Here is a 13,360-nt window from a genome sequence, read left to right as displayed (position 1 = left end):
GAAGGGTCCCGAGACGCAGCGTCGGGCGATCATGAGTTTGATGCCGCCCTTCCACAGCAGGCAGCGGTGCCTGTCGAAGTGGGAGCCCCAATCGGCGTACAGGCATCGGAGTTACGGCAGGGCCGCCCTCTCAGACCCCGAATCGGCGGGCCCCCTTCAGTAACAGGAACTGGATGACATCGCGACGGTTGCCGTCGGTGAGCGTGACAGCGAGCGGAGTTCCGCGGCGATCGACGATCAGATGATGGCTGGAGCAGGGACGGCGCCGTCGACCGGTGAGGGGCCGACATGATCCCCCCTTGAGCCCGGACGTGCGAGCCGTCAGCCGCCTAGTCATCCCGGTCCAGCAGGTTTGGGCGAAGCCCCTGTCCGCAGGCGGCGTGAAGGCGCGGCCACGCCGACCTCAGCCCAGTCCCAAAGCCGGCGCCAAGCCGTGGCCCCGGAGCAGCCGACGGCTCGGCGGGTACGTCGCCACGCGCCACCGGTCTGCAACACGTACACGGCTCCCGCGAGCACCCTCCAAAACGCGCGGTCGCCCGGGGTCACGGTGACACCACTCCCGAACGGGTGGCCGCGAGTCGCGGTCAGCGTAGCCGTGGTGGGACCCAGCCGTGGTGTCGAAGGATCATGCGCACGGCGGCACCGGAGGGTGTCAGCCGCATCGCCGTGTTGCGCAGGGCGACGGCCAGTGGGTGGGAGAGCTGCTGGCCCATCCGCCCGGCCTGCCGGGCGGCCCGAGCGACGGCCTGGCTGCGCGGTCGGCGTTCGGCGTCGTACCGGGCGAGCGCGGCCTCGACGGTGGGCTCGGCGGCGAGTGAGGCGGACAAGGTGACCGCATCCTCCAGAGCCTGGCAGGCTCCCTGTCCGAGGTTGGGGGTCATCGCATGTGCCGCGTCGCCGAGCAGCGCGATCCGGCCGACGGTGTACGAGGGGAGCGGCGTCCGGAGTTCGTTGACGTCGTGGTGCAGCACCGCGTCTGGCTGGGTCGCATTGAGCAGGGCGGGGATCGGGTCGTGCCAGCCGTGGAACCGGCGGCGCAGTTCGGCCAGCGGGTCGGCGAACCGTGTCCCGGCGGGGAGATTGAGGACGGCATGCCACTCGGCCCGCCCGTCCTGGAACGTGATGTGCCCGAATTCGGCGCCTTGCCCCCAGGTCAGCTCGAAGTCGGTGCGTAGTTCGACCGCTTGCTCGGTGATGGCACGCAGCACCGTCGAGCGGCCGTAGACGGGGCCGGGGTGTGATGGGAAGAGAAGGCTGCGCACCTTGCTGCCGATGCCGTCGGCTGCCACCACCAGTTCGGCGTCCAGGATCGTATCGCCGCAGCCGACTCGAACTATCCCGGGGCCGATCTGCTGGACCGAGTCGGCCTCGGAACCGATCAGCAGTACCTCGGCAGGCAGGGACTCGCGAAGCAACTGGTGCAGGGTGGAGCGCGGGATGCCCATGATCGGCATGCCGACCGCCTTCTCCAGCGCCACGCCGTCCATTCGGGCCAACCAACGACCTTCTGGTGTGCGGGTGCCGCCGGTGTACTGGCCTCGCGAGACCGCCCGCACCGCCGCGCCCACGCCGAGTTCGTACAGGGCCCGTAGGCCGTTGGCGGCCAACGAGATGCCTGCCCCCACGTCGTCGAGCACGGCCGCGCGTTCGACGACCGTCACCTGCCAGCCGATACGGCGCAAACCGATCGCGGCGGCAAGCCCACCGATGCCCCCTCCGACGACCACTGCCGTGTTGCCCACGCCAAACCCCTGGCTTCTTTCTACATCTGTAGAAGGCGACCTTACCCGCCCTCTACGGGTGTAGAAAGGAAGCATGGCTTCTGATCGGCGCGTCCTCCTCGCGGACGCGGCTCTCGACGTACTCGCCGACGAAGGGATCCGCAGCCTGACCCACCGGGCAGTCGACCGTAAAGCGGCCCTGCCGCCGGGCACCACGTCGGCATACTTCCGCACCCGGGCCGCACTGCTCACCGGACTCGTCACCCGGCTGGTCCAACTCGATCAGGCTGAACTGCAGACCACAGCCGAGCGGCTTCCACCCCTCCGCACCGTCGAGGAACTGGTGAACGGCATGGCGCTGCTCACCCGACGGCGGCTCACCGGCGAGGGCCGCCGCCGCTCACTCGCCCGCTATGCCTGCTACGTCGAGAGCGTGCGCGACCCGGAGCTGCGCGAGATTCTCATACCTCGCGAGAACGCCGGCCGGGAAGCCGTTCGCCTGTTCCTCATCGAGCACGGTGTAACGGACGTCGAGAACCGCACCCATACTCTGCTGACCTGCATCGACGGACTCGTCTTCGACCGGCTGGTGAACGGAGGCGAAGTGCCGCGCGAGGCTCTCGAAGGCTTGGTCGCCGCTGCCCTACGCCAGGACCGAGCCACCCCGGCCCCGACCTGAGCAACAGAGCACTCCGCCATAAAGCCCTGCTCGTACTGCCAGCGACGTCATCTGCCTCCGCCGCCTGCGCTCCAGGTCATCGCGTGCGGCGACCGCATCGAGCAGGCATGGAAGGTGCCGGTGCTGCCCCAGTCGTATGCGGTCCACACCGATGAGGCCCGAGACTCGCTGTACAGCTACGTCATCGCGCGGGTGACGAGGAGCCTCCGTTTGGCGCGCAAGGACGAGTCGCGGCTTCCTCGTCCCGCCTGGCCCCATAGGAAAGACCCCCCGGGGAAATCCTGGGGGGTCTTTCCTGCTACTTGGTTCCTGTGGGCGCGGACGGTTTCGAACCGCCGACATCCTGCTTGTAAGGCAGGCGCTCTACCACTGAGCTACGCACCCGGGACGAGTCGACAGCCTACATTGTCCCGGGCCCTGTCCTGCAAACCGATATCGCGGTCCGCACAGGAGGTCAGCTCTCTTCCTGGAGACCGGGCGGGAGCGTCCCGATCCCAGGACTCCCACCCAGCCGCGTGCCCCGAGCGGTGTTGGGCACGCTGGTCGCCCGCTTTCGCTCCGCTTCCGGGCGACACGGATCGTGTCCGTGGTCCAGGGGCGCGGGGGCGGGGTCCCTCACGCCTTCGGGACTCCGGTCCGGCCTGGGCGGTCCGATGCCCCGCACAATCTCTCCGGTCGTGCGGGGGCGGTGCCGTCCGTCGCCGGATCGGATGCCCGAGGGCGCGCCGTCCGATCGCCACGGCTGCAGCGTCGTGGCGAGTGGTCTTACGCCGCGAGGTGGCCAACGGCTGTTGCCAGTGCTGGGCACCCCATCGGGAGGTGTAGGCCGGGTCCACCGCGACCACCGCGACGTTCTGCTCGGTGGCCATCGAAACCAGCCTGGCCCTGAGCTTGGCGGTGGGGAAGCGGGAGAGGAGGGCGCGGAAACGCTTGTTCCCGCCATGCCGCTCGCGGCTCGTGCTTTCGGCGAAGTCGAGGTCCTCGATTGCGATCGCCGCCACCCCGCTCCTGCGGGCGTAGTACAGCAGCCGGGTGAGCGCGTGACGAATCTGGGCGTCCCGGTGATGGGCGCTGCCTGACAGGTCGTAGGAGAAGCGCCGGGGCTCGCCCACGGGGTTGCCGTGCAGGTCGAGGTGCCAGGCGGCGAGGTGGTCGTCGTTCATGTCCACCGCGATCAGACCATGAGCCAGGGCTGCCTCAAGTGGCAGCACCGGGGCTTGCATACGCTTCCAGGAGGCAGTCACGTACCACCGGCCGCGAAGGACGTCGTGGTGGACGCGATAGGCCACCGCTCGGTTGGCGGCGATCCGGTCCAGCCACTCCCCGGCCCGATGCCTGAAGGCCACAGTTGCATCGAACACGTAGCGACAGTGCGGGGCATTGGCCAGATGGGCAAGAGCAGCCGGAAGCCTGATCGACAGTTGTCCGTCATCGGTGACACGGATGGTCTCGTTGCCCCAGCGCTTGCCGGTCTCCCCATCCGCGGCCAGGAACATCCGGGCGGCCTGCCACTGCTCCCGCCATGCCTGTCGGCTCAGCCCTGCTTCGTCCACATGATGACGCCTGCGTGCGAGCGTCTTGCCGCCGCGCACCACGCGCACCCGGCCCGCCATCCAGTCCGACTCCAGGGCTGACAACCGGTCCTGCAGGACACGAAGACGGCGAGACTTGGCATGCCACTCCGTCCTGGTGGCGTAGCCACTCACCAACCCGGCCCGCTTATCTCCTCTGAGACCCAGCGGGCGGGCAAGCCGGGCCTCGATCCGCGTGATCTGCCCTCGTAGCCAGGCCATCTCTGCACCCTGGCCACGTCTCGCCAGCGCCCATTGATCGTCCGTGGCCTTGGTGACACTGCCCGCCCACCGTGCCGAAGAGGACACCGTCAGCGCCCGCTTCCGCTCAGCCCAGGAGGCAGCATCCTGGACCCGCCCCTGCCGGGATCGCGTCGCCAAATCCCCTGACGCCAGCGAACCGAGGAACATGCCGACCCCGGTCAGTACCGCCGCGTCCTGCGGTGACACCCGCAGCCGCGCCCGGATCGACACCCCGGCTGGACCGGGCACCACGAACGACGCGGCCAACTCACGCAGGCCACCCACCCGATCACCCCCACCGACCCCGAAGATCCCTTCATCACATCCAACGAACGCCCACCGGAAAGGTCACTCATTCGATGCAAGAACGCTTGTCCCGCCCCACAGGTCCACGTGCGCCACCTCACACAGCCCGCAGCACCGGGGGCTAGCCCCACCCTTAATCCGGTAGCACGCCGGATCCCTGGCAGAACCCCGGATCCGTACGGTCGAAGCACCGTCGCAATCCCGGGCCACCAAGACCGGCCCAGGGAAGTCTCAGGGGGAGATCGTCATGGCCCGTACCGTGCCCGTCCGCACCGCCCGTGCCGCCCGTACTGGCCGTGCCGCCCGCGTCACCGTCGTCGCCGGGGCCGTCGTGGTGCTTCTTGCCGGGGTCAGCGCATGCGGGGCCGCTGCCGGGGACGACAAGGAACCCGAGCATCGGTCGTTCGCGTTGGAGGGAAGGACCCTGACCATCGACTCCGACGACTCGGCGCTGGAGATCGTCGCCGCCGAGGGGAACAAGGCCGGCGCGGTCGAGGTCACGCGGTGGTTCGAGGGGTCGGTCGTGGTCGGCTCGGATCCCAAGGTGACCTGGTCGATGGAGGACGACCGGCTGGTGCTGCGGGAGAAGTGCTCCGGCATGATCGCCAACTGCTCGGCCAAGCACCGGATCGAGGTGCCGCGCGGGGTCACCGTGAAGGTCGAGGACGGGGACGGGAGTGTGCGGGCGCGCGGGTTCCGGGACGCGTTGAGCATTCGTACCGGGGACGGGTCCGTGCGGGTCACCGACTCCAGTGGTCCGCTGGACCTGAGGACCGGCGACGGCTCCATGCACGTCTCCGACGTCTCCTCGCGCCAGGTGAGGGCGCGGACCGGGGACGGCTCGGTCCGGCTCGAACTCGGCACCGTGCCGGACCTGGTGGAGACCCGCAGCGGCGACGGCTCGGTGACGATCGAGTTGCCTCGGGCGACGTACCGCGTGTCGGCCGAGACCGGTGACGGCGCGGTGGATGTGTCCGTGCCCCGGGACAACACCAGCTCCCATGTGGTCTCCGCCCGTAGCGGCGATGGAAAAGTCACGGTGCGAACCGCGAACTAACCGGCCCGTGTGTTCGTCCTAAACCGGTGGGAGAATGAACCGGGCAGGGCGAATGACAGCACGGGAGAGGGATGTGACGGCGACACCTCCGCAGCCGAACTCGCCGTCAGTACCGGGCGCGCAGGGACATCCCGCGCGGAAGGTCCCGCAGCCCGTACGCCGCGTCCCTCGCGACCCGACCGGCGACGCGTTCGACACGGCCCACCTCCCTGGCGGCACGGCCCACGTGCCTCATGACCCGGCCCGCGGCGCACACGACCTGGTTCGCGGCCCGTACGACCTGGTTCCCCTTCCGCGCAACACGGTCCGCAGTCCGCGCGACGCGGCTCGCGCCCCTCGCCGCACCGTCCGCGGCGTCCCGCGCGCCGCCCGCGGGGCCCTCCGGGACACCTTCGCCCTCGTCACCCTGCCCCTCGTCATCGCGCTCGCCCTGCCCGCCGCCTTCGCCGGTGGGGGTACGCGGCGCTGGTTCGGTGGGCGGGCCGAGAGTCAGCGGGCCGAGGCGCAGGCCGCGAAGGACGCGGCGGCGGCCGCGTTCTACGAGCTGGACACCGCCCAGCGGGACCTGCGGATCTCGATCGAGACGATCACGGCCGTCGACGACTCCCCCGCCGCCCGCCGTGCGATCACCGACTTCGAGGCGCTCGGGCGGCGTATCGACGAGGCCAGTCACCAGTACATCCAGGCCGTCGACGCGCACGACCTCGACCGCGACGACCTGGAGGCCTCGGCCGCCGCCCGCGCCCGCACCGAGCTGACGCAGGCCAAGGACGAGTTGGGTCGCGTCAAGCAGGACCTGGACCGGTTCGAGGAGGGGCTCGGTCCGCTGCTCGGCAAGGCCGAGACCCAGCTGGCCCGGCTCGCCCCGGCCGTCGAACGCGCCCGGCAGGGCCTGCTGGCCGCCTCGAACGCCCTGGACGCCGTACGGGGGTCGGGGCTGAAGGCGGACGATCTCGCCGCCCGGCTCGCGGCGCTCGCCCCGGAGCTGACCAAGCTGAACCAGGGCGCCGGGCAGCATGGTGTGCCGCAGACGCTGGAGCGTGCCGACCGGGTCGCTCGGGAGGCGGAGGCCGTCCGGGTGGAGGCCGAGCGGCTGCCGGAGAGGGCCGCCGAGATCGATCACCGGCTCGTGTCGCTGCGGACGCGTGCGCAGGCGCTCACCACCCGTGCCGGGCAGGTCGAGCCGGTGCTGAGCGAGTTGCGGCGGCGGTTCACGGCGGCCTGCTGGCAGGACCTGCAGAGCGTCCCGGACCGGGCCGGGGAGAACGTACGGCAGGCCGAGGTGAAGCTGAAGGAGGCGCAGGCCGCACGTGACGAGCAGCGCTGGCCGGACGCCACCGCGCTGCTGTCGACGGTCCGGGCGCTGCTGAACAGCACCGACGAGTCGGTGTCCGCCGCCGGGGACCGGCTGCGCCGGCTGAACGCCGTGCAGAAGGATCCCCAGCAGGAGATCGACCGGACCCGCTTCGCGATCCGGGACGCCCAGCGGCTGGCCATGGCGGGCCGCAACACGCCCGATCCGCGGCATGCGCGCCCGCTGGACGACTCGGTCGCCCGGCTGGAGCGTGCGGTCGGCACGCTGGAGGGGCGTCACCCGGACTACTGGCACTTCCTGACCGAGACGGAGGCGGTGCGGCGGACGGTGGCCCGGGTGGTCGCGCAGATCCGTGAGGAGCGCGGGGGCGGGCACTGACGGGGCTAACCTGTGCGTATGCCTCGCTATGAGTACCGCTGCCGCAGCTGCGGCGACACGTTTGAACTGAGCCGGCCGATGGCGGAGTCGTCCGCGCCGGCCGCGTGCCCTGCGGGGCATGACGACACGGTGAAGCTTTTGTCGACGGTGGCTGTGGGCGGCACGGCCGGCGCCCCCGCGGCGCCGAGGCCTGCCGGCGGCGGGGGCGGTGGGTGTTGTGGTGGGGGCTGTTGTGGCTAGGTAGACCGGTGCATTGTTGTCTGCGGGTTGCGTGAGGGCTTGTCGCGCAGTTCCCCGCGCCCCTTGGCGCGGTTGCAGCTCAGCCAACCCAGGGGCGCGGGGAACTGCGCGACGAGCCACACACGACCCGCAGCCGCCCGCGCCACCGATCATCCCGAGCTCTTGGGCGCCACGGCCTTCAAGAACTCCCTGAGGATCCGCTCCCCCGCCAAGACTCCCCGCTCCGGCAGCGCACTGATCGCCGGGGCGGTCCAGTCGGCGTCCGCCAGCTCGCCGTGCCCCGGTCGCCAGCCCTTGTCGGCGGCCAGCAAGAGGTCGGCGTCAAGCAGGGAGTCCCCCGCCGCCAGCGTCAGTTCCGCCCCCGTCCGGCGGGCGACCTCGTGCATGGCGGCGCTCTTGGTGAGCGGCTTCGGGACGGCGTAGAGCTTGCGGCCCTGCAAGGACACCGTCCAGCCCCGGTTCTCCGCCCACACCGCGAGCTCCTTCACCCACTCCTCGGGCAGCAGCTCGCGCTCGACGACGAGGTAGGCGAAGAGGTCCTCGGCGATCCGGTGCTTGCGCACCCACGCCGGGGAGGCCGTCGCCATCAGGTGGTCCTGCACCTCCCCCAGCGGCGCGCACTCGTCGGCCAGCCGGGCGGCGACCCGCGCGTTCCAGTCGGGGTCGGAGACGCCGTCGACCAGCAGGTGGCCGCCGTTGGCGCAGATCGCGTACTTCGGCGGCGGGCCCGGCAGGTTGATGCGCTGGTACTGCTTGCGGGTCCGGGTCGTCGTCGGCACGAAGACCGCCGCGTCGCCGAGGTCGGTCAGCAGTTGCGCCGACGTCTCGGTCATGTACGACAGCGGCTTGCTCTCGTGCACCTCCACGCACAGCAGCCTGGGTGCCCGCGCGTCCGGCATGGTCAGCGCGAGGGCCGCGGCGGAGTAGATCAGCGTCCGGTCGAGGTCGCTCGCCACCAGCACCGGCATCAGAGGTTCACCGCCTTGCCGTCGGCACCCGTCGCGCCCCGCGTGTACTTGGGGTGGATCAACCCCACGCAGGTGTACGGCAGTTCGGCCACCTCTTCCACCGGTACCCCTCTCTGTTCGGCCAGCAGACGTACGTGGTCCAGGTCGGCGCCGGCTCCGGCCCGCGCCAGGATCTTCCAGGGCACGCGGCGCAGCAGCACCCGCGTGGTCTCGCCGACGCCCGGCTTGACGAGGTTCACGTCGTGGATGCCGTACTCCTCGCTGATGCGCTCGACGGCCGCCCAGCCCTCCCAGGTCGGCGTGCGGTCGCCGGAGAGCAGTTCCTTGGCCGTGGCGTCGACCGCGTCCACGACCTCGGGGAAGCGCGCGGAGACGGCGTCCAGGAAGGCCACGGAGACGTCGGTGCCGGCGAGTTCGCGGTAGAACTTCGCGCCGTGGTAGTCGTGCGGGCCGACCAGGTCGGCACGCAGGACGGTGCGTGAAATGAGGCCGGAGACCGTGGAGTTGAGGCAGGCGGACGGGATGAGGTAGTCGTCGCGGGTGCCGTACGTCCGCACGCACGAGCCCGGGTCGGCCAGTACGGCGATCTCCGGGTCGAAGCCGGTGATGCCGTCGGACTTCTCGAACTCCGCCAGCGCCACGGCGAGTTCGCGGGTGATGGCGCCCTTGCCGGTCCAGCCGTCGACGAAGACGACGTCCCGCGGGTCGTGGTGCGCGGCCAGCCAGCGCAGCGCGTTGGCGTCGATGCCGCGGCCGCGGACGATCGAGACGGCATAGTGCGGCAGTTCGAGGCCGTGCCGGAACTGTGCCCAGCGGCGCATGAGTATGCCCACCGGGGTGCCGGCGCGGGCGAGCGAGACGAGCACCGGACGGGGCGACCGCTCGGCGAGGACGAGCTCGGTGACCGCGCCGGCCGCCTGCGCCAGCCGTGCCGCCGACTCCTCCAGGGCCGCGTGGAACAGCGCCTGGTACTGCTCGCTGGGCTGGTACTCCACGGGCAGCGACTCGGCGTAGTGCGCGCCGCCGCTCTGAATGGCCTCTTCCCGTTCCTCGGTCGGCGCCTCCAGGGTCACGTCCGAGAGGTCCTGCAGCAGCCAGCCGACCTCCTCGGGGGCGTACGAGGAGAAGGCGGGGCCGCGGAGGGGCTCGGGCAGCATCGGGTGCCTTTCGGGGATGGCCAGGGGGCCGGGGACGTACGACGGCACGACCGCGAGCATGACGTGCGGGGTGTGGGCGGCGAGCTGCGCCAACAGGCCCTCGGGCGCGTGCAGTTCGGGGGTGTCGGCGACCGAGTCGACGACGGCTATGACGGCGTCGAAGCCGGCGCCCGCGACGTTGTAGGCGTAGCGCTCGCCGGGGCCGTCGGCAGGGTCGTCGTGGGCGGGGAAGACGAGGCGGGTGCGTATCGCGTAACCGGGGTCGTCGACCGCGAGGACGGGCGAGCGGGTCGTGGTCGAGAACCGCACCTCGACGCCCCCGGCGACCTGCTCCAGCTCACGGGCGAGCTGCAGCGGCGCGTACATCAGCTCCTCGAAGCCGAGGACGAGGACGCTCCGCGTGTCGGCGGGGAGTGCCTCTGCGAGGCGGGCCGCCATGGCGGGGAGGGCGTTTTCGAGGCGGGTGCGGTGCGCGGGGGTGAAGCCGTGACGGCCGCCGTCGGGGAGGCCGGGGGGCCAGTGCAGGTCTATGCGGGCGGGGTGGGGGGCGGTGAGCTTGTCGTCCGAGTGCGAGCCGGTGGGGGCTTGTCGCGCCCACGCGGCGGTAGCCGCAGATTCAACACAGCCCCGCGCCCCTAGGGAGGTGGTCCGACCGTTGGTTTCAAATCCGGCGGCCCCACCATCGCCCTCAAGGGGCGCGGGGAACTGCGCGACCGGCCACGACGGCGCCGCAGACGACCGACTACCACCCTCGGCACTCTCCTCCTCGTACCGCGCCACCAACGCCTGCCCCTTCTCCAACACCCCCTCCGGCAACCGCACCGTCCCCGAAGCCGCGGCCACCAGATCCACTCGCGCGCCGATCTCCCGCGCGAACTCCTCCAGTCGCCCGGCGTCGGCCGCCGACCGCATGTCCACCAGCGCGACCACGACGTACCGCCGCCGCGGATACCGCTCGTGGAGATCACGGATCGTGTTCAGGACCGTGTTCCCGGTCGAGAACTCGTCGTCGACCAGTACCAGCGGCCCGTCCCCGACCAGCAAGGCGGGATCCTCCGGCAACAAAAGATGAGACGTGGCGTGCGAGTGGGACTCCTCGAAGCCGCCCGCCCTGGCGACCCCGGCGACCGGGCGGCGGGTGGAGTGCAGGTAGGGGGCGAGGCCGATGCCGTCGGCGACGGAGTGGCCGAGCCCGGTCGCCGTCTCCGCGTAGCCGAGGACGACGGCCCTGGCGGCCTCGTCGGCGCCCAGGAGATCCCGTACCCGGCGGCCGAGGGCGAAGCCGGCGCCGTACACCACGGACGGTGACTGCGGTACGTGCTTGCCGAGCACGTTGGAGACCAGCAGGTGCGCCCGCTTGGGGTTGCGGCGCAGGGCGAGCCCCAGCATCCGCGTGAGCTCGTCGTCGCCCACGAGCTGGACTCCGAGCCGCTCGGCGACCCAGCTCCCGGACCAGACCCCGTTGTTCACTGCGTTGTTCATGCGTCCCTTGGATATAGAAGCCGGTCAGCCGGCGCGAAGCCAGTCGAACGGTCGGAAGCCGGTCGTTTCCGGTTCAGGCGGGGATGCCGGCGGCGAGCAGCTCCACGAAGCCGATGTCCTCGTTGGCCACACCGAACACCTCGGCCCGCAGCAGGGTCCGCTCCGCCCAGGCGCGATGCGGCTTCACCTCATTCATCTTGTTCGTGTACTGCGACCTGAGTACACCCCCACCGCAGCGCTCGGGCCGCAGGATGTCCTTGGCGTCACTGAACTCCTCGTGACTGACCACGGACAGTGCGTGCACCGGCAGCACGTGCGAGGGGTGGATGCAGGTCTTGCCGAGCAGGCCGTTGGCGTGGTCCAGGGTGATCTCGCGCAGCAGGCCGTCCATGGAGTGCTCGATGAGGGCTTCGCGGAGCTCCTCGGCCTGGCCTTCGAGGAAGGGGCTACGGCGCAGCTGGGGCTTGAACATACGTTCCTGCACCCGGAAGTACTCCCACACCGGCCCGGTCACCGTGAACCCGGTGCCGTCGGCTCTGCCCAGCATGTTCACCACGTCGGCGATCACGGAGGCGACGATCTGGACGTCGTAGGCGGTCATGTCCGGGGCACGCCGGAGGCCGTACGACGAGCAGAAGTCGGTGACGCCCAGGCGCAGCGCCAGCACCCGCTCCCGGTACTTGTCGACCGCGCGGAAGATGCCCTCCAGGGTCTCCACGCGCGACTCCCGGTAGAGCAGCTCGGGCGACTCCAGCACCGGCATGGCGAACAGGCGGCGCCCGCTCTGTGCCTCGGCGCTCGCGAGGGCCTCCAGGAAGGGCATGCCGCGCTCTTCGGTGAACTTCGGCAGCACGAATCCGGACAGCAGCCGTACGGCGGGACCGAGCCGCCTTACGAGATCGGGGATCTGCTCGGGCGTACGGACCCGGATGAAGAGCAGCGGCAGGTCCACCGCGCTGCCCCGTTCCGCGAGGTCGGTGAACTGCCGGACGAGGTTCTCCTCGCCCTCCGCCACGTCCTCGTCGCCGATCGAGTCCTCCAGGCACAGCACCATCGAGACCACGCCGCGCCCGGTCTGCTTGACGATGTCGTCGGCGAGCCGCGGCCGTGTGGCCGGACTGTAGAGCGTGGCGCCCAGGGCCGCGGAGAGCAGTCGGGCCGGGGAACCGGCGCTGAACTCGCACGGCTCCTGGTGGAAGAGGCGCTGACGCACCTCCGGGGCGATGTGCCCGAAATGACGCATAGAGCTCCCCCGTGGCGACTCGATGGCCCCTGTGACCTGTTCACAGGTGGCCGGTAATAGTACGTAGATACCCATGTCAGGGGTTCCCGCAGGGCATGAATTTCTGGTAACGCGGACAAACACGAGCGCACACGGCCTGTGTACCCCCGCGTTGTCGTGACCAGGACGGAGAGGGCAGGATGACCGCATGACGCACGCGATGTTGAAGGGGTCGAACGTCCCGCTCGAAGCCACGACGGTACGCGCCGTGCTGCGCTGGACGCCCGGGCAGGGGGTCCCGGATGTCGATGCCTCCGCACTGCTCCTCGGCCCCGACGGTCGTGTGCGCTCCGACGAGGACTTCGTCTTCTACAACCAGCCCCGCCACCCTTCCGGACAGGTCTGGCGCCTCGGCAAGAAGCGACTCACCGAGGGCCTCACCGACACGATCCAGACAGATCTGGCCGGTGTCGAGGCCGCGGTCGGTCAGATTCTCCTGGTCGCTTCGGCGGACGGCGTCACCTTCGACCGCGTACGGGACCTGCGCATCCTGCTGTACGACGCGGCGGCCGCCGACGGCGATCCGCTGGCGTACTTCGACGTCAAGCCGGAGACGGGCGCGGAGACCGCTCTGATCTGCGGGGAGCTGTACCGCCGCGGCGAGGGCTGGAAGTTCCGCGCCTTGGGCGAGGGCTATTCGGACGGCCTCAAGGGCCTGGCCACGGACTACGGCATCTCGGTGGACGAGGCGGAGGCGATGGAGGAGTCCGCCCCGACGGCCACGCCGGAGATCTCCCAGCCCCTGCCGCCCGAGCAGCCGACGGCGGCGGTCCCGTCCCAGCCCTCCTACGGCTACCCGCAGCAGCCCCCGCCGACCCAACCGGCCTACGGCTACCCCCAGCCCACCAGCCAGCCGGCCACAGCCCAGTCGGGCTACGGCTACCCGCCCCCGGCGACGACAGCCCCGGGCCAGGAGTTCCGCCTGCCTCCCCAGGGCCCCCAATTCATCGGACGGTGACTG

Annotated in this window: 10 protein-coding genes, 1 tRNA gene and 1 pseudogene; 5 read left to right on the top strand and 7 right to left on the bottom strand. The window is 70.8% G+C overall.

The annotated features are described in order from the left end of the window. Nucleotides 1–9 precede the first annotated feature (9 nt). Nucleotides 10–550: pseudogene (locus ACIREI_RS31665) on the bottom strand (IS5/IS1182 family transposase); the annotation flags it as partial. A gap of 34 nt (nt 551–584) precedes the next feature. Next, on the bottom strand, nt 585–1,742 hold the full coding sequence (locus tag ACIREI_RS31660; protein ID WP_403340002.1) for an FAD-dependent monooxygenase: 1,158 nt from the start codon (nt 1,740–1,742) through the stop codon (nt 585–587). Between the two features lie 73 nt (nt 1,743–1,815). Between ACIREI_RS31660 and ACIREI_RS31655 the strand changes: the two genes are divergently transcribed. Next, nucleotides 1,816–2,400 carry a TetR/AcrR family transcriptional regulator gene (locus ACIREI_RS31655; protein ID WP_403340001.1) on the top strand — a complete coding sequence of 195 codons (585 nt, stop codon included), beginning with the start codon at nt 1,816–1,818 and terminating at the stop codon, nt 2,398–2,400. A 312-nt stretch (nt 2,401–2,712) separates the two neighbouring features. Here ACIREI_RS31655 and ACIREI_RS31650 read toward each other — a convergent pair. Beyond that, a tRNA-Val gene (locus ACIREI_RS31650) sits at nt 2,713–2,784 on the bottom strand. Next, a complete protein-coding gene (locus ACIREI_RS31645; RefSeq protein WP_403339998.1) occupies nt 2,775–4,499 on the bottom strand; it encodes an IS200/IS605 family accessory protein TnpB-related protein in 1,725 nt (574 codons plus the stop codon). The genes ACIREI_RS31650 and ACIREI_RS31645 overlap by 10 nt, the downstream gene beginning before the upstream one ends. A gap of 268 nt (nt 4,500–4,767) precedes the next feature. Here ACIREI_RS31645 and ACIREI_RS31640 point away from each other — a divergent pair, with 268 nt between their 5' ends. From ACIREI_RS31640 to ACIREI_RS31630, 3 genes are all read left to right on the top strand, one after another. Further along, nucleotides 4,768–5,577 (top strand): DUF4097 family beta strand repeat-containing protein, encoded by an 810-nt coding sequence (locus ACIREI_RS31640; RefSeq protein WP_403339995.1) that lies wholly within the window; start codon nt 4,768–4,770, stop codon nt 5,575–5,577. A 280-nt stretch (nt 5,578–5,857) separates the two neighbouring features. Further along, nucleotides 5,858–7,270, top strand: coding sequence for a hypothetical protein (locus ACIREI_RS31635; RefSeq protein ID WP_403340056.1), 1,413 nt, complete (start codon nt 5,858–5,860; stop codon nt 7,268–7,270). A gap of 18 nt (nt 7,271–7,288) precedes the next feature. Further along, on the top strand, nt 7,289–7,510 hold the full coding sequence (locus tag ACIREI_RS31630; RefSeq protein WP_403339992.1) for a zinc ribbon domain-containing protein: 222 nt from the start codon (nt 7,289–7,291) through the stop codon (nt 7,508–7,510). A 149-nt stretch (nt 7,511–7,659) separates the two neighbouring features. Here the strand turns inward: ACIREI_RS31630 and ACIREI_RS31625 are convergent, their stop codons facing one another. The 3 genes from ACIREI_RS31625 to ACIREI_RS31615 form a co-directional block, all read right to left on the bottom strand. After that, nucleotides 7,660–8,478 (bottom strand): HAD family hydrolase, encoded by an 819-nt coding sequence (locus ACIREI_RS31625; protein WP_403339990.1) that lies wholly within the window; start codon nt 8,476–8,478, stop codon nt 7,660–7,662. Further along, on the bottom strand, nt 8,478–11,117 hold the full coding sequence (locus ACIREI_RS31620) for a phosphoribosyltransferase (protein WP_403339987.1): 2,640 nt from the start codon (nt 11,115–11,117) through the stop codon (nt 8,478–8,480). The genes ACIREI_RS31625 and ACIREI_RS31620 overlap by 1 nt, the downstream gene beginning before the upstream one ends. 73 nt (nt 11,118–11,190) lie before the next feature. Further along, nucleotides 11,191–12,360: an HpcH/HpaI aldolase/citrate lyase family protein gene (locus ACIREI_RS31615; RefSeq protein ID WP_403339984.1), complete on the bottom strand. Its 1,170-nt coding sequence runs from the start codon at nt 12,358–12,360 to the stop codon at nt 11,191–11,193. Between the two features lie 187 nt (nt 12,361–12,547). On the opposite strand from ACIREI_RS31615, the gene ACIREI_RS31610 reads away from it, so the two are divergent. Next, on the top strand, nt 12,548–13,357 hold the full coding sequence (locus ACIREI_RS31610; RefSeq protein ID WP_403339981.1) for a TerD family protein: 810 nt from the start codon (nt 12,548–12,550) through the stop codon (nt 13,355–13,357). Nucleotides 13,358–13,360 lie beyond the last annotated feature (3 nt).

Origin of the sequence: Streptomyces sp. NPDC093591 (assembly GCF_044764885.1) — a bacterium.
Taxonomy (GTDB): domain Bacteria; phylum Actinomycetota; class Actinomycetes; order Streptomycetales; family Streptomycetaceae; genus Streptomyces.
Note: the sequence above shows the minus strand (reverse complement) of the source record. Positions and strands in the feature narration are given on the sequence as shown.